General features: G+C 71.1%; 2 protein-coding genes. Both read right to left on the reverse strand.

Going from position 1 to position 23,031, the window contains the following annotated elements:
* Window positions 1-9 precede the first annotated feature (9 nt).
* A complete protein-coding gene (locus ABZ348_RS00060; RefSeq protein ID WP_358927641.1) occupies window positions 10-1,254 on the reverse strand; it encodes a hydroxymethylglutaryl-CoA synthase in 1,245 nt (414 codons plus the stop codon).
* Window positions 1,251-22,961, reverse strand: coding sequence for an SDR family NAD(P)-dependent oxidoreductase (locus ABZ348_RS00065; protein WP_358927642.1), 21,711 nt, complete (start codon window positions 22,959-22,961; stop codon window positions 1,251-1,253). Before ABZ348_RS00065 ends, ABZ348_RS00060 begins: the two co-directional genes overlap by 4 nt.
* Window positions 22,962-23,031 lie beyond the last annotated feature (70 nt).

Genomic DNA, 23,031 nt, shown 5'->3' on the forward strand with positions numbered 1-23,031 from the left:
CCTTCGGTGTCAGATCCACTCGTAGCGGCGGTGGTAGTTCTCGATGCCTTGCAGTGCGAGCAGCGGCGTCCCGGTGGTGTCGGGCCGCCATGCGGCGTGGGACTCGACCTTCAGGTGCTGCCGGGGCACGAGACAGTCCCGGCCCAGCGGCAGGAGATCGCGGTACTCCGCGAAGGTGAGCCGACGACGGGCGGCCAGTCGCGCTTCGATCCCCCGGGCGGACACCACCCGTTGGGCGTCCTCGCCCACCGTGCCGCTGAGGAACTCCGACGAACAGCCCGAGCCGTAGGAGAAGAGGCCGACGCGAGCCCCATCGGTCCCCGCAGGGAGCCGGTCGACGAGGCTGCTCAACGCCAGGTAGAGCGAGCCGGAGAAGAGATTGCCGACCTGCGCCGGGTAGTGGAGGCTCGGCTCCACGCGCCGGCTGAAGTCGGCTGCGACGGCTGCCGGATCCAGTCCGGTGAATTCGCGCATCGCCCGTCGGTGTGCGGCCCTCACCATGCCGGCGAACGGCGTGTGGAAGGCCAGGAAGTCAAAGGTCTCCACCAAGGACACATCGGCCACCCGCCGGCAGTAGTCGGCGAAGCTGCGGACCGTGCACTCCAGATAGGCGACCAGCGACAGGTCGGCGTCGGCGAGTTCGATCTCAGGGCCGGGTCGCGCCGTGTCCATGGTTTCGAAGCTGTGCAGACCGAACGCGCCCAGATCCAGTTCCAGCACACGCGGGTGCTCGCTCAGCAGCAGGGCGACCGCACCGCTGCCGGTGGCCAGTTCGGCGTACTCGGCGCGCTCGTCGACCAGCCCGACATCGGTCGCGATCAGCAGCACCCGGGCATCGGGCGAGGCACCCGACGCCAGGTAGCCTGCCGCCAGTTGCAGGGCGCCCGTCGCCGCGTAACAAGCCTGTTTGACCTCCAGCAGTCGGCATTCGGGGCCGAGGTCGAGATGGCGGTGGACGTACGAGGAGATCGACTTGCTGTAGTCCACACCGGACTCGGTCGCCACGAGGACGAGTTCGATCCGGGCGCGGACCGCGGGTTCCAGATCGTCGAGCAGACCCTTGGCGGCGTTCACCGCATGGGTGACGGGGTCTTCGAAGGGCAGGGCGACGGATCGTCCTGCCAGCATCAGATTGGTGACCCTGGCCGGATCCAGCTGACGGCCGGCGGCAAGATCGGCGGCGCTGATCCAGGCGCTGCCGGCGTAGACGTCGAGCGCCTCGATGCCCACCGTCACCCGCGGTGACTCGGTCATGATGTCTCCTCGGTGGTCCGGGGGTCGGCGAACTGGGGGCCGGTGGACTGAAGGGCGGTGGGCCGGGGGGCGGTGGCGGCCGTCGCGATGACCTCGCGCAGCAGTCGGGTGATCTCGTCGGCGTGCGTCACGCAGGGGAAGTGGCCGGCGTCGGGCAGTTCCTCGTAACGGGCGTCGGGAATCGCTCCGGCGAGGCGCCGCGCGGTCTCCAGCGGCACCACGGTGTCCAGTCGGCCCTGGATCACCAGGGCCGGCAGCCGCAGCTCCGGCAGCCGGCGCAGCAGATCGGGTTCGCCGACGAACAGGTCCAGATAGGACAGTCCGACGTAGGCGTCCATGCTTTCGCAGCACAGCAGGTCGGCAGCCAACGCCGGCCTCGGTCCGTCGTCACCGGTGGCCGCCGCCACGGCGGCCAGGTCCTCCGCCACGACGACCTCCAGCCGGTTCACCTCCCCCACCCGATTGGCGTACCGGTAGGAGCCGCCGATGGTGGTCAGCGAGGCCGCGCGTTCGGGGTGGCGCAGGGCGAACGTCTGGGCCACCAGCGAGCCCCAGGACGCACCGACCAGATGGAAGGGGCCTTCGATGCCGAGTTCGGCGAGGGCGGCGGTGTGGAGGTCGACGATGTGGTCCAGGGACATGGTCCCCCGGGTGCGGGTGGCGCCGACCCCGGGGTGGTGGAGGACCACGAGGCGGTGGTCGGCTCCGAGGGCGGCGAACTGGTCGGCGAACATTCCCGCCCCGATGTTGAAGGGGTGCATGAGCAGCAGGGTCGGGCCCGTGTCCCCGTGGACGAACGCCTCGACCGTGGCGGTCCCCAACTCGACGAGGTGACGGCGGACGGTCGGTGCGCGTCGGGTGAGGACCGCCAGGTTGTCACCCGTCCGCTCGTACCCGGCGGCAACCGCGGCCCGTACATCGTCGGGAACCCGGTCCACCGGTTCGAACCGGGCCCTGGCCAGGGCCATCGGCGAATCCGCCGGTTGCATCGGCATCAGGTCCACCACGTCGGTGCGGTCGCCGAAGCGGTCGGCCAACCGGTCGGCGAGTGCTTCGGCCTCGGTGTCGGACAGTCCCAGCGGTAGTGCCAGCCGGATCAGTCCGGCCGGGTCGTCGCCGACGTGCGGGCCGCCGCGGACCCCGGTGCCGCGGTAGAGCCAGGCGAGCAGGGCGGGTCCGGGTTGCGTCAGATCGCCGAACGCGGGATCGCGCCCCGGGTCGAGGAGCAGACAGTGGGTTCCGGGTGCGCCGTGCAGGGGAGCTCCGGCCTTCGTGAGGCGCCCGTGCAGCAGTCGGACCTGTTGGGCCCGGCGGTGGATCAGTGCACCGACGAATGTCGTGTCCCCGAGTGCGGCGGTGAGGAGCGCCTGCTGCTGGAGCCCGAGTTGTCTGCCGTAGGCGTCCTCGTCCTCGGCCAAGCGCTCGGCCAGGTCGGCGCGGCGCGTGGCGACCATGCCGCCCGTGGCGAGGGCGAAGTTCTTCGACAGGCTCAGTGTCACCGCGTCGGCGCTCTCCAGCAGGTCCCGGACGGTCTGCCACACATCGGCACCCGGTTCGGTGATCGCCCATGCGTTGTCCACCACGCGGGTGGCGTCCAGGACCAGCGGCACCCCGCGGGTGCGCAGGAGAGCGGCCGTCTCCCGGAGGGCCTCCAGGGACAGGGGGAGACCTCCGGCGGCGTTGGTGCTCAGTTCCAGACAGACGAACGACACGTCGGAGCCGTGTTCGTCGAGCAGGGCGGCGAGCCCGGCGAGCCGGTCGTCACCACCCGGTGCGGCTCCCTCGGAACGCGGCAGTCGCACCGCCCGCAGCCCGGCTTCGGCCAGCGCGAACTGCCAGGTCGGGAAGAGGTCGTTGTGGAGCACCACTCCGCGACGCCCGGGCCATGAACGGCAGAGCCGGAGCTCGGCCGCCCGTCCGGACGTCGTCCAGGACACCTGTCGCTGCGGCAGCCAGGCGGGCAGTTCCTGCGCGGTGTGGCCCGTGTCGGCGACCCGGGTGGCCAGGGCCGCCATCCGGTCGGTGACGAAGGGGTCGAAGCGCTCGAACCACGAGTCGGTGAGGAGGTCGGTCTCCACGTCCGTGTGGTCGAGCAGGATCGGATTGTGTCCGGCGCGGGTCAGGAAGGCGTCCCGGCCGGGTGCGGCCGCTTCGAGTTCGTCTGCTTCGGGTTCGTCTGCTTCGGGTTCGACCTGCGGCGGGTCGGTCTGACCGCCGGTCTCCGCGGCGTTGGCGATCATCATGATGAGGTCGATGGCGTCGGTCCGGCCGGAGACCGGCTGACACACGTAGAGCGGCACCTCGGCCGGTCGGAACTTCTTCTTGAACCGGTAGTTGCCCTCATCGAAGATGCCGACGGAACGCAGTTCGGCCAGTGCCTGCCGGACGTCCTCGGCCGGATTGGGCGTGGCGGCCACTTCGACCCCGAAGCTACCGCCGAAGCTGAGCACTTCGGCGCCTTCTGCGGCGAGCCGGCCGATGATCTCGACCAGGGAGTATTCGAGGCCGCCCAACGGCATGTCGCGCGGATAGAACTCCACGTCCAGCAGCTGGCCGTTCTCGGCCGGCAGCGCGGTCAGCACGATGGCGCTCAGGAGCCTGTCGTCCCGGTGGGTCAGGAAGATCCGGTGTCGATCGGTCAGCCGGCCGGCCCGGATCTGCTCGCGGACCTCGGCGACGTACGCGTTCACCATCTGCTTGCCCTCGGACCAGCGGTCGACCAGATCGGCGATCGCCGCGTCGGTGGCCGGGTGGGAGCCGCTGGTGTACTCCTCGACTCGGTTGTCGCCCTCACGACCGAACCTGCGCACCAGATAGCGCAGTTTGCTGCGATGGCCGCCGTCGAGCGAGAAGGAACCGAGGTCATCGAGCCGCTGGACGACGCCGAAGGCGGTCGCCAGCATCGGGGTGCCGCCCAGTTCGGTGAGCGGTTCGGTGGACAGGAGGTTGAGCCGCAGTCCGTTGCGGGTGCAGTGGACCAGCAGTTCGCCGGCCGCGGCCCGGAATCGTTCGGGCGCCCCTGTGTACCGCCACACCAGTACGGAGTCCTCGCGGCGGCCGATCGCCAGATAGCCGTCGCGGGTGGACGGGAAGAACAGCAGCGGGGCGATGCTCAGCCCGGCGAGACCGGATTCCAGGCCGTAGCGGCGTTCGACATCCTGCACCAGGTGGAGCAGCTCGGGGTGGTCGGGAAGGTCGGCCCGCGGGACGACGAGGGCGCTCGGTCCGGAAGGGGGAGCCTCGTGACCGGTGTCGGTGGTCCGTTCCCGCGTGATGGCAGGTACGGACGTGCCGTCGGCGAGCCGAGCCACGGCGGGTTCGCCGAAGCGTTCCACCAGATGAGCGGTCAGGGCGGGGCAGTCGGGGTGGTCGAACAACAGGGTCTTGGGCAGGGTGCCGAGCGTGGTTTCCAGGGAGCGCACCGCACGCAGCATGTCGAGGGAGCTGAGACCGCCCTCGGTGAACCGGCCTTCGGGGCCGAGTTCGGCTTGGGCGGAGCGTTCGACGGCCGCGCGCACCACGGCGACGAGGTCCGGACGGCGGCTCTGCTCAGGCTCCCGATCCAGTTCCAGTTCCAGTTCCGGTTCCGGTTCCGGTTTCAGTTCCGGTTCGGCGGCAGGAGCGGCGGCAGGAGCAGGGGCACTCGGCTGTGGCTCGGGGGCCGTGGCGGTGACCGTGTGGACATGGCCGGCGAGTTCGGCGAGCGTGTCGTGCTCATAGAGCTCGCTCGCCGGCACGGTGAGACCGTACGACGCCTGCAACCAGCGGACCAGTTCCACCCGCATGATCGAATCGAGGCCGAGCCGGGTCAGCGAATCCCGGTCGCCGATCACATCGGCGGGCAGGCCGAGCGCGATCGCCACCCGGTCACGGAGCACCTCGGCGCTGATCCCACCGACGACCTTGGGGACGTCGGACACCACCGCAACCGGGGGTGTCGATGGGACCGCGTGCTCCGGCGCGGTCGTGGACGACTCCCCCACGGGAGGGGCCGGGAGGACCATCGGTGTGGATTCCACCGGCGGCCGTGGGGTGGACTGCGCAGGGGTGCGTCGACGTACGGGGGCCAATCGGACCGGTTCGCGGGTCGTTGGCCGGTCCGTCTCCACCTGGGTGGACGCGGGCCCTGCTTGGTCAGTGGGGGGAGCGGGGCGCGGGAACCAGTGGGCCGTCCCGGTGAACCCGGGCCCGGGCAGCGGCACCCGACCGGGGGCCGTGGGCCAGAGGCACGACCAGTCGACGGCACGGCCGGCACACCAGGCGGCGGCGATCTCCTGGGCGGTGTACCGCTCGGTGCCGAGGGGGGTGCGGGCGACTGAGTCCGGGACGACACCGCGCTGCACCTCGCCGCTCCCACCGCGCAGCAGTGCGATGAGCTCCGTGCGGTCGGTGACGACCAGGGCCAGCCGGTGCGGTAGTTCGTCCCTGCCCGACTGAAGTGTGTGGGCGACGCGCTCCACATCGAGCTCCGGAGTGCGGTCGAGTGCGTCGGCGAGCTGTTCGCAGTAGTCGGCGAGCCCTCGTTCGTCGCGCGCCGACACCGGTACCACCATCGGAACGCCCCTGGTGAGCCGTGCGGCCGGTGGCGTACCAGCGCTCTGCAACACCACGTGTGCGTTGGTTCCGCCGAAGCCGAACGAACTGACGCCCGCCCGTCGCACCGGCTGCCCGGCCTCGTCCAGGACCGGTTCCCACTCCCGGGCCCGGTCCGCGAGGTACAGGGGGGTGCCGGACAGACGGAGATAGCGGTTGGGTTCGCGCAGACGCGGGTGGGGCGGGATCGCTCCGTTCTGCATCGCCAGTACGGTGGCCAACAGACCGGCGATCCCGGCCGCCGCCTCCAGATGGCCGATGTTGGTCTTCACCGATCCCACGGCGATATGCGGTTCGACGGCGTCGGGAAGATCCCAGTCCTCGTACAACCGGGCGTACGCCTGCTTGAGTCCTTCGATCTCGACCGGGTCACCCAGTGCGGTGCCGGTGCCGTGGGCCTGGACGAAGCCGATGGTCCGCGGGTCCACGCCCGCCTTGCGTACCGCATCGACGATCACCTGCGCCTGGGCCTGTGGATTGGGCGCGGTGAGCGACGGTGAACGACCGCTGTGGTTGACCGCCGTGCCGAGCACCACGGCATGGACGTGGTCGCCGTCGGCCAGCGCACGGTCCAGCGGCTTGAGCACGACGACTCCCGTGCCTTCGCCGCGCACATAGCCGTCGGCGGAGTCGTCGAAGCTGGCACAACGGCCGCGGGGGCTGAGCATTCCGGCCCGCTCGAAGGTGGCGAAGAGGGCCGGGCTCAAGGTCAGGTTGACGCCGCCTGCAATGGCCAGGTCGCAGTCACCGTGTTGGAGCGCACGGACGGCGTGGTGGACGGCCACCAGCGAGCTGGAGCACGCGGTGTCCAACGCCTCGCTGGGGCCGTGGAGATCGAGCAGGTGCGAGACCCGGTTGGCCAGGACGGCATGGGCGACCCCGGTCGCCATATGGGCTTCGGGGGTGCCTCCGTGCGCCGCCATCAGTTCGTTGTAGTCGCCCGTTGCCACACCGACGAACACACCGGTCGCGGAGCCGGCGAGTTCGCTCGGGCGGCGGCCCGCGTCGTACAGGGCCTGCCAGGTCACTTCCAGCAGATGTCGTTGTTGTGGGTCCATGAAGCCGGCCTCTCGCGGGGAGATGCCGAAGGCCGCTGCGTCGAAGTCGGCGACCCGCTGCACGAAGCCGGCCCGCACCCGGTCCATCCGGGGGTCGGCGGCCAGATCGGTTCGATCCGCGGGGACGGGGCCGACCTGATCGGCTCCGGTCGACACGATCCGCCAGAGCGCGGTCAGATCGTCGGCGCCGGGGAACCGGCCGGCCATGCCCACGACGGCGACGGGCATCCCGGTTCGGTCAGCGGGCCCGGAATCCGCGACGCCAGGGAACTGCACAACGGCCGCGGTCTCCCGTACCGTCACCGGCGGCGCCTGCTGAACACCCCGGGGTCCGCTGTCAGGGGCCGCGGCCAGCGACAGCGGTCGGTTGACCAGCGTCTCCGCTGCCGGGTGGAGTGGGGTGCACTCCACCGCCGGCGGTGGTTCGACTGTGGCCCGGTGTCCGAGCTGTGGATGGTCGCGGACCAGGCGTTCGGCCAGGGCCCGCAGGGTGGGCGTCTCGAACAGCACCGTGGGCAGCAGGTCGAGCCCGTGGCGGGTGTTGACCTGGGTGATCAGCTCGGTCAGGGAGATCGAGTCGAAACCCAGCTCCATCAGGTCCGTTTCGGTGTCCACGTCCTCATCGGCCACCATCAGGAATCCGGCCGCGATGGTGCGCAGCCCCCGTTCGACGGTGTCCGGGTGAACGGTCGGTGGCTGCGCATACTGGGGGGTGCCCGCCGATTGGCGCGATGCGGTCGTGTACGCGATCAGCCCCGGTCGTGTCTCCGTACCGTTCATGACGGCGTCGAAGGCGCGGAGTGCGTGCGGCGTGGACAGTGGGACCATTCCGCCGTACTGCTCCATCAGCGTGCGGCTGGCCTCGTGGACCGGCATTCCGCCGTCCTCCCACAGCGGCCAGCCGATCGAGATCGTGCGCCCCTGGCGCAGTCCGGCGGTGTGCAGGGCGGCCCGTTCCTCGGCGAAGGAGTCGAGGAAGGCATTCGCGAAGGTGTAGTCGGCCTGGCCGAGGTTGCCCGTCGTGGCCGCGACGGACGAGAACAGCGCCAGGAACTCGAGTGGCTCGTCGCGCGTGGCCTCGTCCAGGTGGACAACGCCCCACACCTTGGGCGCGAGCACATCGGCGATCTCGTCCGCGCTCTTGTGCACCGCGCGGGAGTCACGGGTGACACCGGCGGAGTGCACGATCCCGTGGAGTGTGCCGAACCGTCGTCGGACCGCCCGGAGCAGTTCGTCGACCTGCTGGCGGTCGCTGACGTCGGCCGGGTGGTACATCACCTCCGCACCGGTCGCGGACAGTTTCGTCAGGGCAGCCGCAACCGTGGCATCGAGCTGTCTCCGCCCGGACAGCACGAGGTTGACCGGGCCGTTCGCGGCCAGGTGGCCGGCGATGTTCACACCGATGCGGCCCGCGCCGCCCGTGATCAGATAGGTGCGCCCGGGGCCGCCGACCGGGCCGGGTCCTGCCGACGGTTCGTACTCCTCGTACGTCAGTGTGTGCCGCTCGTCCGCGGCGGTCAGCCGGACGTCCCCTTCGGTGCTGCCGAGCAGTTCGTCGACCAGCAGTCGGGCGATGGGGACGGTGGGTGCGTCGATGTGCACATGGACGCCGGAGTAGTCGGTGTGCTCCAGTGAGAGCGTGCGCAGCAGGGAACCGAGGGCAGCGTATGCGGGTCGTGGCCGCCCGGTGTGTTGGTCGCTGTGGTGGGCGACCAGCATCCGCAGGGGTCCGCCGGTGGTGAGCGTGTCCGTGGCGAGCCGTAGTGCGGTCGAGAACCCCTCCCGGAGTTGGGTGTTGAGGTCTCCTTCGTCCGGGGGGCATACCTGGAGGACCGCGTCCAACGGAGCACCGGCGGTGGTGGTGTCCCAGTCGATGCCGCGGCGGGCGAGTTCGCCGGCCAACTCGGCACGCAGAGCGGGGTCCGAGCAGTGCACCAGGACGCGCTTCGGTTCGCGCTGGGGTTGCGCGGGGCCGGCCGGTTGCCAGCGGGGGCGCCGGTGTCGTACCTCGACCTCGGCGGCCTGCGGTGCGGGCGCGGGCATTGCGGTGGGCATTGCGGCGGGTGTTGCAGCGGGTGTTGTTGCGTCCGATGCAGCAGGTGTCGTGGTCCGGGTGTGGACGGCGGTCAGCCGTAGTCCCTTGAGGGCGAGGACCCGTTCGTCACCGTCGTAGACGTCCACGTCGACCGTGCGGACATCGGATGCGGTGGCAGATGTGACGTCGCGGGCGTGGACGCGGCAGCGGGCGGGGAGCGGACGGCTGCTGATCAACTCGGCTAGGGAGGTGGGGAGGTATCCGGTGGTGTCGTCGAGCACAGCGAGTGCTTGGAGGGCCCCGTCGAGCACGGTGGGATCGATCCGGTGGCCGGATGCGGGCGATGCCGCCAGGTCGGCCAGGCACTCTCCCGGTCCTGCCCACAGTGCTTGGAGCACTTGGAGGCCGCTGCCGTGGTGGACGCCGCCCGCGGTGAGGCGGGCGTAAACCACGGCGGGCGCAACGGGTGGGCCCACCTGCTCGGGGGTGGGCGCGGTGGCAGTCGAGAGGTCCGCGCTGCGCAGGGATTCGACCGCTCCCTGCGCATGGACGACACCGCTGGTGGAGGTGAGGGTGAAGGGGATCGACCGTCCCGGGCCGTGTTCGCCAGGGACCACCCGTGCCTCGTCGGAGGCGTCGAGGTCGAGGGGCCGCAGCCAGGTGAGATCGGTGAAGCGCAGGGGCCCGGACGGATCGGGAAGTGCGGATGCCAGGGCGGTGTGGACCAGTTCGGGCACGGCGGCACCGGGCAGGATGCGGCGCCCTCCGACGTGGTGCTGTCGTACGGCCTCGCCGAGTGCCCGTACGGTCACGGCGACCGGTTCGTGCGATGTCGAGGCAGCCGGTGCAGGTGTGGGAAGTGCCGCAGCCGGCTGCCACCAGGTCCTGCGTCGCTGCTGCGGGTGCCCGGGGAAGGCGGCCACCCGTGGCGGACTGGGCCAGCGAGCCGCCCAGTCGACGTTCGCCCCACCGACCCACTGACGGGCCGCCTCTGCCCACTCCCCCGCCTGTGTGGGTACGGAGGTGGCGCGGCCGGGACCGGCGGTGTCGCGCCACACTCCCGGAGCATCGTCTCCCCTGGCGGCGCCCGTCAGCCGGGTGACCAGTTCCGGCACGCTGCCGCAGAGCACGGCGAGCCGTTCGCGGAACGCGGGCCGTCCCCGCTGACTGGTGTGGGCGAGTTCACGCAGCCCGGTCCCCGGGGGCAGTGGCTCGGCGAGGGCGGTGGCGACGTCGGACGCGTACTGGGTGAGCAGTTGCGGGGAGCGGGCCGAGAGCACGAACAGGTGGTCCTCGCCGACCGGGGAAGGTTGTTGGGCGAGGGGCGAGCGGTACTCCTCGATCACCACATGGGCGTTGGCACCGCCCGCGCCGAACGAGCTGACACCGGCCCGCCGCAGCGTCGGGCCCGCCTCCCAACGCCGCAGTTCGCGTGGCAGGTCGAGCCGTGCGCCGAGGTCGATGCGGGGGTTGACCTCGTTCAGATGTGCGCACGGGACGATCGCCCCGTGGCGGAGTTGGAGCAGTACCTTGGTGAGCCCGGCGATGCCCGCAGCCGCCTCCAGATGGCCGACGTTCGCTTTGACGGAACCGACCGCCACTCGTCCCGTAGCTGGGTCGACCTGGTCGAAGACCTGTCGAAGCCCTGCGATTTCGATCGGATCGCCGAGTGCGGTACCGGTGCCGTGGGCTTCCACATAGCCGATCGTGCCCGGCTCGACGCCGGCCCGGTCGAGGGCCTGACGCATCACGGCGGCCTGTGCGTTCGGATTGGGCACGGTGTAGCCGGAGGTCCGTCCGCCCGCGTTGACCGCGCTGCCCTTGACCACGGCCCAGATGTCGTCGCCGTCCTCGATCGCACGGCCCAGCGGTTTCAGCAGGACCGCACCGACTCCTTCGCCGGGGACGAATCCATCGGCTTCGGCGTCGAACACCTTGCACAGACCGTGCGGTGACAACATGGTCAGCGAACACAACGCGACGAAGTGCGCGGGATGGATGATCACATTCACCCCACCGGCGATGGCGGTGTCACACTCTCCGCGCCGCAGGCTCTCGCAGGCCAGGTGCAGCGCCGTCAGCGAGGACGAGCAGGCGGAGTCCACGGCGTAGCTGGGCCCCGACAGGTCCAGCAGGTACGAGACCCGGTTGGCGATGGACCAGTAGGACGAGTGCGCGCCCGTGAGCTCGCCCTGTGGCCAGGCGGTCGCCCCGAGTTGACCGTACGTTCCGTACATGGCGCCGGCGAAGACCCCGGTCCGGGCGACGGCTCGGTCGCCGAGGTTGCCGGTCTGTTCCAGCAGGTCCCAGCAGGTTTCCAGGAACAGCCGCTCCTGCGGGTCGATGGTGACGGCATCGCGGGCGAGGATGCCGAAGAAGGCGGGGTCGAACCGGTCGACACCGTCGATGAAGCCGCCGTCCGCGGTGTAGAGCCGGTTCGCGGTGCCCGGGCGCGGATCGTAGTGTTCGCGCCAGGAGAACCGGTCGTCGGGGACCTCGGAAATGGCGTCCTTGCCGGAGGCGAGGAGGTGCCAGAACGCTTCGAGGTCCGGCGCGCCCGGATAGCGACCGCTGACGCCGATGATGGCGATGTCGTCCGGGGCTGCCGACTGCGGGCGTGGGGGCGTTGGGACGGCTGCTGCCACCGGGTCGGCTGTTTCGGTGCCGAGTGGTGTGGGTTCGTCCGCGCCCTCGTGGATCGCCGCGGTCAGCCGGGGCTCCTGGTGGCGGTGCAGATGGTCCGCGAGTGCGGCGATGGTGAGGTGTTCGAACAGCAGCGTCGAGGGCAAGGGGCCGAGGTCCGCTTCGAATCGGGCGATGATGCTGAGGCTGACCAGCGAATCGATGCCGAACTCGTCGAACGCGGCACCGTCGGCGAGGTCGTCGGGGTGGTGCTTGAGCACCTCGGCGAAGACCGTCCTGACGTAGTGGCGGACGGCCTCCGGTGTGACCGTGCCGGCCGGCTCCTGGGCGGGGGCCCGGCCGACGATCGCACAGGGGCCGGCGTGCCCGCCGACCGAACCGTCGTGCACCTCGACCTCGGTGAGCCCTGCCCGTTCGGCGACCGTTCGCCAGGAGTCGGCCGACAGCAGTGGTGAGTTCGGTAGGCGGAGGGAGTGGTCCTGATGGCGCCACCACCCCTCGGTCAGTCCGAAGGTGAGCGTCAGGAAGTCGGAGTGGCCCGTGGTCTCCTGGACGAGTAGCAGCCCGCCAGGGCGCAGCAGTCGGGCCGCGTTGCGCAGTGCCGCGGTGGCGTCGGACGTGGCGTGCAGTACGCCGGCGACGACCACGGCGTCGTGGTCGGCGCTCCGGCCCTGCGCAGCGGGATCGACCTCGGCGTCGAACCTCTCGTACCGCAGGGTGACGCCGTCGGGCACGAGGGCCCGTAGCGATTCCTCGCCCTGGCGCAGGAAGGCCGGCGACAGGTCGGTGAAGCAGTATTCGACCGCGCGCGCACCGGACAGTGCGTTGAGCATCACACGGGTGGTGGCGCCGGTGCCGGCGCCGATCTCCAGCACCCGTGCGCCCGGCCCGCGCGCATCAATGTGGCGGCGCAGTCGGTCGGCGAGGTCGGTTGCGGTGGCGCGTTCGGCCGTGCCACCGCCGTAGAACCGGGCCACCATGGCGGTGGAGCCGCCGGGGAAGAGGACCTCCAGCGGGTTGCGGCGTCCGGCGAGCACCTCGGGGAGCGCTTGGACACAACGCCGGAGAAGGCTCTCCTGCTCCGGTGGTACGACACGGTTCGGGGCGTCGACCGGGCGGGCGAGGCCGATGAGGTGGTCCTCGTCGCGGCGTACGGCACCGGCTCGTTCCAGGATCGGGGGCAGGGCGTCGAACAGCCTGCGATGTGTGGGTGTCACTCCGAGCCGGTCGGCCATGGCATCGACTGAGCGTCGCTCACCGGGCCGGGGCAGCACCTCCGCGGCGGCCAGTTCGGCGACCAGTAGGGCGCCGGCCAGCGCTTCGAGGGCGTCATCGACGGAATCCGTCATGGTCACTCCGAGTCTGTGCAGCGCCTCGGGCGCGGCACGGGAGACGAGGGCCTGCGGTACGCGGGCCGCCAGGAGCCGCCCGAGTGCGGCGAATCCGTCGGTCGGTTCGATGGAACCCACCCCGGCATCGGCCATGGCCCGGGCCCGCTCGGGATCGGCGACCGCGCCCACGGTGCCCCAGTACCCCCAGTTGACGACGGTCACCGGGAACGGCCCTGCCGTGTGCAGTGCCTGGCCCAGGGCGTCCTCAGCGGCGCTGGCAGCCGCATAGGCGGCCTGGCCGGGCGAGTCGATGAAGGACGCGGCCGACGAGAAGAGGACGAAGTGGTCGAGGCGTTCGTTGCGCACCGCCTCGTGGAGCACCCGGACACCGCGAGCCTTGGGGCGCAGAGCGATGGACAGATCGTCTGCGTCGGCGAACGCCAACGCCCGGTCGCGCAGCTCCATGGCTGCGTGGATGACGCAGGTGACCGGTCCGAACTCGGTACGGGCGACGGTGAGGGCGGCCTTGACGTCGCCCGGTTCGGCGACATCGCCCCGTACGTACCGAGCCCGTCCGCCGGCTGCTTCGACCGCGGCCAGCCGGGCCGTGACGGTGGCGTCCGCCGGGCGGCGGCCGAGCCAGACCAGATCGGCGGAAGTGTGGCGGGCGAGATGGAGGCTCAGGGCGAAGCCGATGCCGCCTGCGCCGCCCGGGACCAGATACACACCGCGGTCCCGCCATGGTGTCGGGAGTTGCTCGGCGCCGAACGGAGCGAAGGGTTGAAATGCCCGGGTGAGCCACTGTCCGTGCCGCCGGGCGAGTAGCGGGTGGCCCGCGGGTGCGCTCAGCACCGGTTCCACCCCGGCGTCACCGATATCGAGGCCGCTGACCTGCCAGTGGGGGTGCTCGGCGCCCGCAGCGCGCAGGATGCCGAGCACCGCGGCCCGGGCCGGGCACACGACGTCACCGTCGACCGCGGGCACCACCGTGTCCAAAACGGCGGTCAGGTTCACCCTCCGGCGGGCCAAGGGCCCCCGCGCCAGGGCGCGAACGCAGTCGAACACCCCGGCGACAGCGGTGTCCGTGTCCGCATCGTTGACCGTGGTGCCCGTCGCCACGAGGAAGACGGTGTCGACGTCGCCCGCTGTCAGCCGCCCGGGGCCGCCGGCCAGGGGAAGCACCTCGCCGGCGCACCGCGAGGCGAGGTCGTGTGCCAGCGGCTCGGCCCCGACGGCGTACAGCACCACGGTCCGTCCGGGTGCGGTGGGCGTGGCGCGCTCCCCGTCGACCGGCGTCCAGTGGGGCGTCAGGACGGAGAGTTCCGGTTCCTGCTGCGCGGCGGCGCGGGCCGGGCGTGCCACCAGGCCCTCGATACGGGCGTACTCACGCCCGTCCGCATCCGCCAACCGCACGGTGATGCCGGTGTGGGAGCGGCTGACGTGCGCCCAGGTCGGTGCTTGAGCGCCGGGTCGGACCACGATCCGGGCCGCTGCGAACGGCAGGAGCAACTCGCCCTCACCGGCCAGGACGGATGCCACCTGGATTGCGCCGTCCAGTGCGGTCACATCGACGAGGGCGCTCCAGGTGCCTGCGGGTCGCTCGGTGGTGGTCAGCTTTCCGAGCGCCTCGCCATCGCCCACCCATACCTCGCCGACCACCCGGAAGGCGGGACCGTAGTGGAGTCCTGCCGAGGCGAACCGGGCGTAGAGGTCGGTGCCCGATCGGTGGTCGGGGCAGCGCCGGCTGATCTCGTCGACGGGCAGTGGTACGGGTACTTCCCCCGTCGGCCGGACCGTGCCGGTGGCGATCTCCTCCTCGGCGCAGTGGAGCGTGAAGCGAGGACCGTTCCGTTCGACCCGGACTTCCTTCGTATCGTCGGCGTGCAGCGGCCGGAGCCAGCGCACGCCCGTGAACTCCAGCGGGCCTTCGTCCCCCGCCGCGGCTGCGACCAGGGCCAGGGCGCCGGTGCCCGGAAGCACCGGGGTGCCGGCCACCCGATGGTCCGCGACCTGCCAGACGTCAGGGCCGATCCACCAGGTGACAGCAGGCGCGGACCCCCGTCCGGTGGTCGGCTCCGACCAGTGCCGCACGCCACGGAGCGGGTGCGGCGGCAGCGGGGTGCGCCGGGGTTCGACCCCGTGGAACTGGGCGGAGAAGTCGGGGCGAGCGCCGGCCGTGTACTCCTCGACGAGGTGGAGTTGGGCGGGCGTGGCGCCCGCGAGGGACGGCCCGGTGTCCGCACGGACGGCCCTCAGCCGGGCGGCGAGGTCGTCGACGGAGTGGGCGACGACCGCTGTGCGCACCTGGTGGTGGCGACGGCCTGCGCACAGCGTGTACGCGACATCGGCGAGTTGCCGCTCCCCCGTCCCCACCGCGTCGGCCAGGGCGTCGAGGTGGGTGTTGAGGTCCTCGGGAGTGCGGGCGGATACCGGGACGACGAAGGCCCTCGCGTCGATGTGTCTCGGTCGGTCCGGTGCCTCGGAGACGACCAGATGACAGTTGGTACCACTGACTCCGAAGCTGCTCACCGTGGCGATCCGCGACCCGTCGGGGCCAACGGGCCAGGGCGCGGCCTCGGTGACGACATGGAACGGGCTGGCGTCGAGGTCGAGCCGTGGATTGGGCGCGCTGAAGCCCGCGGTCGGCGGCAACTCACGGTGCTTGAGCGCCAGCAGCACCTTGAGGAAGCTGGCTACGCCGGCGGCCATGGTGGTGTGGCCGATGTTGCCCTTCACCGAGCCGATCGCGCAGGAGGCGGACCCCGCACCGCCACGGGCGAACGCTTCGGTGAGCGCCTTGGCTTCGATCGGGTCGCCGAGGGGGGTGCCGGTGCCGTGCGCCTCCACCAGCCCGATCTGACCCGGGGTGATACCGGCACGCGCCCAGACGCGGGTGAGCAGATCGGTCTGCGCCCGACCGTTGGGAGCGGCGATGCCGTTGCTGCGGCCGTCGCCGTTGGTGCCGCTGGCACGGATGACTCCGTGGATGTGGTCGCCGTCGGCGAGGGCCTTCGCCAGGGGCTTCAACACCACGGCGCCCACGCCCTCGCCGAGCACGATGCCATCCGCGGTCGCGTCGAAGGGAGCGCTGCGCCCGGTCGGCGACAGGATGCCAGCGGCGCTGGTCTGGACGTGGATGTCGGGGCCGAGCATCAGCGCGACCCCACCGGCGACGGCCAGGTCGCAGTCGCCGCCGAGGATGCTCTGACAGGCCAGGTGCACCGCCAGCAGGGACGAGGAACAGGCACTGTCCACGGCGGCGGTGGGGCCGGTCAGATTGAGGAAGTAGGAGATGCGCGCGGCGAGCACCGAGGGGGCGCCGCCGAGGAAGCTGTGTGCGGTGTCGTGCCGGCCGGCGTCATGACGGATGCGCCGGTAGTCGCTTTGGGTGCAGCCCACGAAGACGCCGCAGGCCAGTGCCTCATCGGGACCCACCGCATAGCCTGCGTCCTCCAGCGCACGCCAGGACTCGGTGAGGAACAGCCGCTGCTCGGGGTCCATGTCCTCGGCTTCGAGCGGGGACACCCGGAAGAACGGCGCATCGAACCGGTCGATGTCGGAGAGGGAGGACGCCCATTTGCTCACGGTCGTGCCGGGGCGTCCCGACGGGTCATAGGAGGCGTCGACGTCCCAACGGTCCGGTCGGACCTCCTCGGTGTGTTGGGTGCCCGCCGCGAGATTGCGCCAGAAGTCATCGAGGGTGGGCGCATCCGGGAACTGACCGGACATGCCGATGACCGCGATCGCGTGCGTGTTCGCATCGTTGGCGTTGCTTGCGCTCTTGGGGTTGTGCGCGGTCTCGGGGGCGCTCGCCCGGTTTGCGGCGGGCTCGGTGTGCTCGATGGGCATTGCAGGCTGATGCAGTTCGGGGGCGGCCAAGAGGGGTGCGGGAGTGGTGAGGGTCAGCGGGGTCGTACCGCTCCCCTTCTCACGCGTGGTCGCACCGCGCAGTACGAGCGGCGGCACCCCAGGTGACTGCGCTGCGGCCTGGTCGGGTGATGTGTCAGGACGTACGCCGGAAGCAGCCGACGGCACTGACAGCAGTCCTGACCCCGGCAGCGCCACCGACACCTCTGCTGGCCCCGGGGGCGGATCGGATGCTTCCAGGGCTGGCGCGGTGGCCGTGGCGGCCTCGGCCACCCGGTGCTTATGCCGTACGGCCGCGGCCACGGCATCGGCGAGTTCGGGTACGGTCGGCCGGTCGTACACCAACACCGATTCCAACGGGACGCCGAACCGGGTGCCCAGGAGGTTGGTCACCTCGACGGCCCCGATCGAGTCGAGCCCCATGTCCGAGAACGTCTGGCGCAGATCGACTTCGTGCGGCTTCAGATACAGCTGCCCGGCCACCACCTCGACGACCGCGTCCCGCAGCTCCTCACCCGTCGGTCCGGCAGGCGGGGGCGGCAGCGGCCGTACGGGGGCGACCGAGGACGGCATCGTCGCAGGAGGTACGGGAGGCGGCGGCGAAGGTACCGGAGGTGGGACCGGTGCCGGGGTTTCGGCCGCCGGAGTCGCATCACGGATCAACCGGCTCTGCACCCGTTCAACCGCTTCGCCGCCCAGCACGCGATCGTGCATGTGCAGTTCCCGTTCGATCACATCGGCCAGCGCGGTGAGCGTACGGCCCGCCAGTTCCCGCTTGAGTTCGGCCGTCGCGGTGCGGGACTGCCGGGTGACCGACTGGGCGTGGCCCAGTGCGGCGTCCAGCACTTCCACCCGCGGTCTGATGTCGACCGACGCCCCGCGCTCGCGCAGTTCCGCACCTGTCAGCGTGCCCCCGGTGTAGAAGAGCTGTTCGGCGACCGCCGTGCCCAGCTTGCGCTCCAGGAAGAAGGTGGACCCGGCGCCAGGAGTGAACCCGTAGGTGAGGAAAGGTGCGCCGTAGCTCGCCTCCTGAGCCATCACGACCACATCGGCGTAGAGCCCGAACACCAGACCACCGCCGCGGGCATGGCCCTGAATCGCACTGATCACCGGTTTGTCGCAGCGGAGGATCAGTTCATGGAGGAAGGACACCTGAGCGAACGTGCCCTCTTTCGCGGCGAGTTGGGCCATCGCCTCCGGCGTGGCACCCATGCTGAACACTTCACCACTGCCGGTGATCACCACACAGCTCACCGAGTCGTCCTCGGTGGCTGACGTCAGGGCGTCGTGGAACCCGGCCAACAGCTCATCGGTGAACGTGTGGCGGCCGAGGGTGATCAAGAGGATGCCGTCCGGCAGTCGGCGCACCTCGCAGGCCGGCCGATCCATCTCCGCCACCGGGTCCGGGCTCAGCGCGGGCACGAGCACCTCCTTGGTGAGGGTGGTGGTGTCGGTCGTGTTGTTCGTCTCGTGCCACAGTCCCGGCCAACAGCGTTCCCCGCGGAAGGGGTACGGCGGCAGCGAGACCCTTCGCCCGCCCTGGGGGTGGCACAGGTCCCAGGGCACGTCCGCCCCGGCCGCCCAGGCTGCGGCAAGGTGTTCCCAGCGCCGTTCACGGGCAGCCTCGACCAGATCCCCGTACTCGGTCGGTTCCGTCGTCCGTCCCCAGTGGGCTCCGGGTGGTGGGGCCTGCCTGTCGAGGTACGCGCCCAGGGCACGGCGGGCGGCATCGACGTCCGCACAGACGACGGCCAGCCTGTGTTCGCGCGGGGCCCGGCCGACCTGCAAGGTGTACGCGATGTCGGCGAGGAGCTCGGGGCGACCGCCCGGAGCCAGTTCATCGAGGGTGCGGTGGGCGAGCCCGTCGGTGCGCAGTCCGACCGCGGTCGCGAGCAGATCGAGGTCCACCCGTCCCAAGCCCAGTTCGTTCAGCGGCACGGTGGTGGGCACGTCGTCGGGCTGCACCCCCAGCAGCCGGGCCACCTCGCAACGCGCCACGTCCCCGCCACGGTCGAGCAGGGCCAGCAGTTCGGCGGCGAGACGGGCCAGTTGTCCCTCGTCTTCAGCTGACAACACCACAACGGTGGGACCCTCCACCGCGGGCACCGCGGCAGGCGGTGGGGCTTCCTCCAGTACGAGATGGGCGTTGGAGCCACCCGCGCCGAACGAGCTGACACCGGCCCGCAGTACTCCGGCGGACCCCGGCTCCCACGGCTCGACGGTCCGCTGGAGCCGGAAGGGGCCGTCGTCGATGGACAGTGCCGGATTCGGCTCGTCGCAGTGCAGGGTCGGGACGAGTGTCCTGTGCCGCATCTGCAACAGGACCTTGGTCACCGCGGCCACCCCGGCAGCGCTCTCCAAGTGGCCGATGACGGACTTGACCGAACCGAGCGCGCACGTGGTTTCCACTCCTGCGTACGCTTCGCGCAGCCCTCGTACCTCGATCGGATCCCCGAGGGAGGTGCCGGTGCCGTGCGCCTCGATGTAGGTGACGGTGTCCGGGGCGATGCCGGCCGCGGCCATCGCGCCGGCCACCACCTCCGTCTGCGCACCCGGGCTCGGCACGGTGAAACCGCTGGCCCGACCGCCGTGGTTGAGGCAGGAGCCGCGGATCACACCATGGATGTGATCGCCGTCGGCCAGCGCGCGGGCGAGCGGTTTAAGCAGCAGTGCCCCCACGCCTTCGCCGGGTACATATCCGCTGCCGCCCGCACCGAAGCTGCGACATCGACCGTCGTTCGACAACCACTGTCCAGCGGCGAGTTGCAGATACTTCTGCGGGTGCGGCATCAGATTGACACCGCCGGCCAGCGCCCAGGTGCACTCGCCGGCCCTGATGGACTGCACGGCGAGGTGGATTGCGGTCAGCGACGACGAGCAGGCGGTGTCGACCGCCATGCTGGGCCCGCGCAGATCCATCCGGTACGAAACCCGGTTGGCCACGGAGGAGTGAAGAGCCAGGGGCAGTGTGTCGTCGGGTGCGCCTTCCACAAGTTGGAAGTGGGAGGACATCACACCGACGAACACCCCGAGCCGGCGGTCGGCGAGTCGGTCGGGGCGGTAGCCCGCGTCCTCCAACGTCTGCCAGGCGGTGGTCAGGAACAGCCGTTCCTGTGGATCCATGCGTTCGGCCTCCCGGCGGGAGATGCCGAAGAAGGCGCGGTCGAACCGGTCGATCCCGTCGAGGAAGCCACCCCATTTGCCGTAGGTGCGCCCCGGGGTGCCGGGCTGGGGGTCGAAGAGCTCTTCGTGGGGCCACCGTTCGGGCGGGACCTCGGTGATCGCATCGCGCCCGGCCCGTAGATTGCGCCAGAACGCATCGAGGTCGTCGGCCTGTGGGTAGCGTCCGGCGACGCCGACGACCGCGATCGCATCCGGGTCGCAGTGCGCGCCCGCGTCCGGCTCGGCGCCAGGAGCGGCGGCGCACGGCTGTTCCGCGTCGGGTGCGGGGCGAAGTGCGGTCCGCAGTCGATCCGGTGCGCCGTAGCCGATGAGGAGGTGGGATTCCCCGGAGGTCCTGGCGTGGGCGAGCGCGCTGCGGAGGGCCTCGATGCCAGCGGTGGTGGGCATCGGTTCCAGTCCGTGCGACTCCCGGTCGTACCGGACGGATGCGGGCGGCGCGCTCATGCCGCCGTCCGCCCAGAACGGCCACTCCAACGCGAGACCGACGCCCGGCCCGGTGCGTCGGCGCAGCAGTTCGGGCAGTGCCGCGTTGGCGTAGGCGTAGTCGCACTGACCGGGGCTCGGCAAGGTGGCGGCGAGCGAGGAGAACGCAACGAAGAGATCGAGGTCGTCGTCGGCGGTGGCCCGATCGAGGAGGGTGACCGCATCGATCTTCGCGGACAGGACGGCGGCCGACTGCTCGGGCCGCTTGCGGAAGAACACGGCGTCGTCGACCACACCGGCACAGTGGAACACACCGTTCAAGCGTCCGTGTTCGCGCCGGACGGCATCGGTCAGACGGGTCACGTCGGCGGGCAGGGAGAGGTCGGCGGCCACGTACCGGGCGCGCACTCCGAGCCGGCGCCACTCGGCGAGGCACCGGATTACCTCGGGGGGTTCGGTGCGGCGACCGGTGAGCGTGAGATCGGCCCGGTGGTGGCGCACCAGCCAGTCGGCGATGTGCAGTCCGATCCGACCAGCTCCCGCGATGAGGTACGAGCCTCCGGTGCGCAAGAGGGAGTCGTCCGCAGGGGGCAGGGGTACGGACCGGTGGCGGCGCACCAGCCGCTCGCCCGCCTTCAGACGTACTTCCGGTTCGCTGCGGGGATCCTCGGCTTCGGCGAGTACGGCCACGGGATCCGGGGGTCCGGCCGGCAGGGTCAGCATCCGGCAGCGCAGTGCGGGCAGTTCCGCGCTGATGGTGCGCAGCAGTGCGCCCAGTGCGTGGTGCTCGGCATCGGCTTCGGGTCCGTGCGCGACGAGCAGGCTGTGCGGTCCGGGTCTGCGGCTGTCGACGATCGCGCAGGCGAGCGCCCACAGCCGTGCGTAGGGCGCGGGTGCCGGCCACAGGGCGTCGATGTACACGGCCGGCGCGATCCCGTCGGCTGTCATCCGGTGCAGCAGATCGGTGAGGGCGGTCCGGTCGTACCGGTCGACGCGGTATCCGCCGAGGGGTACGGGGCCGTCGTGGACCACGGGGACGATGCGGCGGCCGGGTCGGGCGGCGCGCAGGGCTTCGGCGAACGTGGCGCCGAACACCACGATGTCGCCTTCGTCCCCTCCGCGTGCGGGTGGTCCGGCCGCTGTCCAGACCGGTGTGAAGGCGCTGAGCTCGCCCGTCGGAAGTGTCTCGGCGGGTATGGCACTGCCGTCGGCAACGGTGCCGGCAGCGGGGTGATGGCACGCGGTGTCTTGGGACACGGTTCCTGGGGGCGCGGCTTCGTGGCTCGCGGCTTCGCGGCTCGCGGTTTCCCGGGGGGCGGCTTCGCGGGGCGCGGCGGCCTCGGTCCGGGCGGCTTCGGGATCGACGCCGTCCGGCTCGGTGGCAGGGCCGGTGCTGCCGGGTGCGTCGCTGTGTTGTGTGGCGAGGAAGGTGACCACGGAGTCCACCGTCGTGTGCTCGAAGAGGAGCGTGGGGTAGAGGGTCGAGCCGACCAGCTGTTCCAGTTGTTCGGTGATCCGCAGTACGTCGACCGAGTTGAGGCCGAGTTCGTAGAACCCCACGGCGGTGGGCACTTCGGCGGCCGGTCGGCCCAGGTGTTCGGCGATCAGCGCGCGCACGCGGTCCCTCAGTCCACCGTTTACCGGTGCCGTACGGCTGATGTCCTGTGGGCGGATGCGTGGCGCGGTCGGAGGCGTCCGGTCCGACGGGGCGGCCGGAGCGGAGACCTGGGCGCCGGGCCGCAGTCGCTTGGACGCGAACCCGACGATTTCCGCGATGGGCTCGCCACCGCGTCCGTAGACGCGCACATCGTTGGTGAGGAGCTCACCCGACTCGGTGAGCCGTTCCGCTGTCGGCACGTGCACCAGGGCGGGCCCGCGCAGGGGCCGTACCGCACGGAAGCGGCTGACGAACATGGGGACGAACGGATCCGCCAACGGTGGTACTTGGCAGAAGCCCAGCAGGGTGGCGGCATCCAGTCGGGCGGGGTGGAGGTGGAAGTCCTGCGTTGCGTCGCCGGCGTCGAGGTCGATGTCGGCGAGCAGACCATGGGCCCCGCGCCGCACGGTGCCGACACAGCTCATCCGGGGCCCGTGGTGAACGTCCTGGGCGCGAGCCCTCCCGTACACGGCGTCCATGTTCCCAGCGTTCCCAGCGTTATCGGCGTGATCGCTGTTGCCGATGACGGCTGCGATGCCGGTCGCCAACGGGGGTAGTTCGTCGTCGGTCCAACTGAGTTCGGCGCGGAGGTTCTCCTCCCAGCCCGCGTCCGGGACCTGCGCGCCGACCGGGCGACTGGTGGCGCGGACGTGTACCGCACCCGTGTCGTCCGCCGCGACGACGACGCGGATCTCACGGCCGATCCCCGGGGCCGTGGTGACCGGCTCCGAGAACAGCACGTCCGTGAGCACCGCCCGGGTCGGATCGAGATCGCGGGCGTGCAGGAGCCGCCAGATCACATCGAAGAACGCACTGCCCGGCAGCAGGCACACATCGCGCAACCGGTGTTCGTGGACGACGAAATCGGTCGGCTCCAGTGCTATTTCTGCCTCGACGCGGGAACCCGGACTGAGCATGACTACCTCCCGTGCGCGATCCGGTGTGGCCCGGACCGGCTCAGCATGATCGGCGGCTGCGCTGGTGCCC

The organism is Streptomyces sp. NPDC005963 (genome assembly GCF_040638655.1).
GTDB lineage: Bacteria > Actinomycetota > Actinomycetes > Streptomycetales > Streptomycetaceae > Streptomyces.

Excerpts from the sequence above, each read along its gene's own strand:
- ABZ348_RS00060 (WP_358927641.1), bottom strand. The coding sequence starts at position 1,254 with ATGACCGAGTCACCGCGGGTGACGGTGGGCATCGAGGCGCTCGACGTC.
- ABZ348_RS00065 (WP_358927642.1), bottom strand. The coding sequence starts at position 22,961 with ATGCTCAGTCCGGGTTCCCGCGTCGAGGCAGAAATAGCACTGGAGCCG.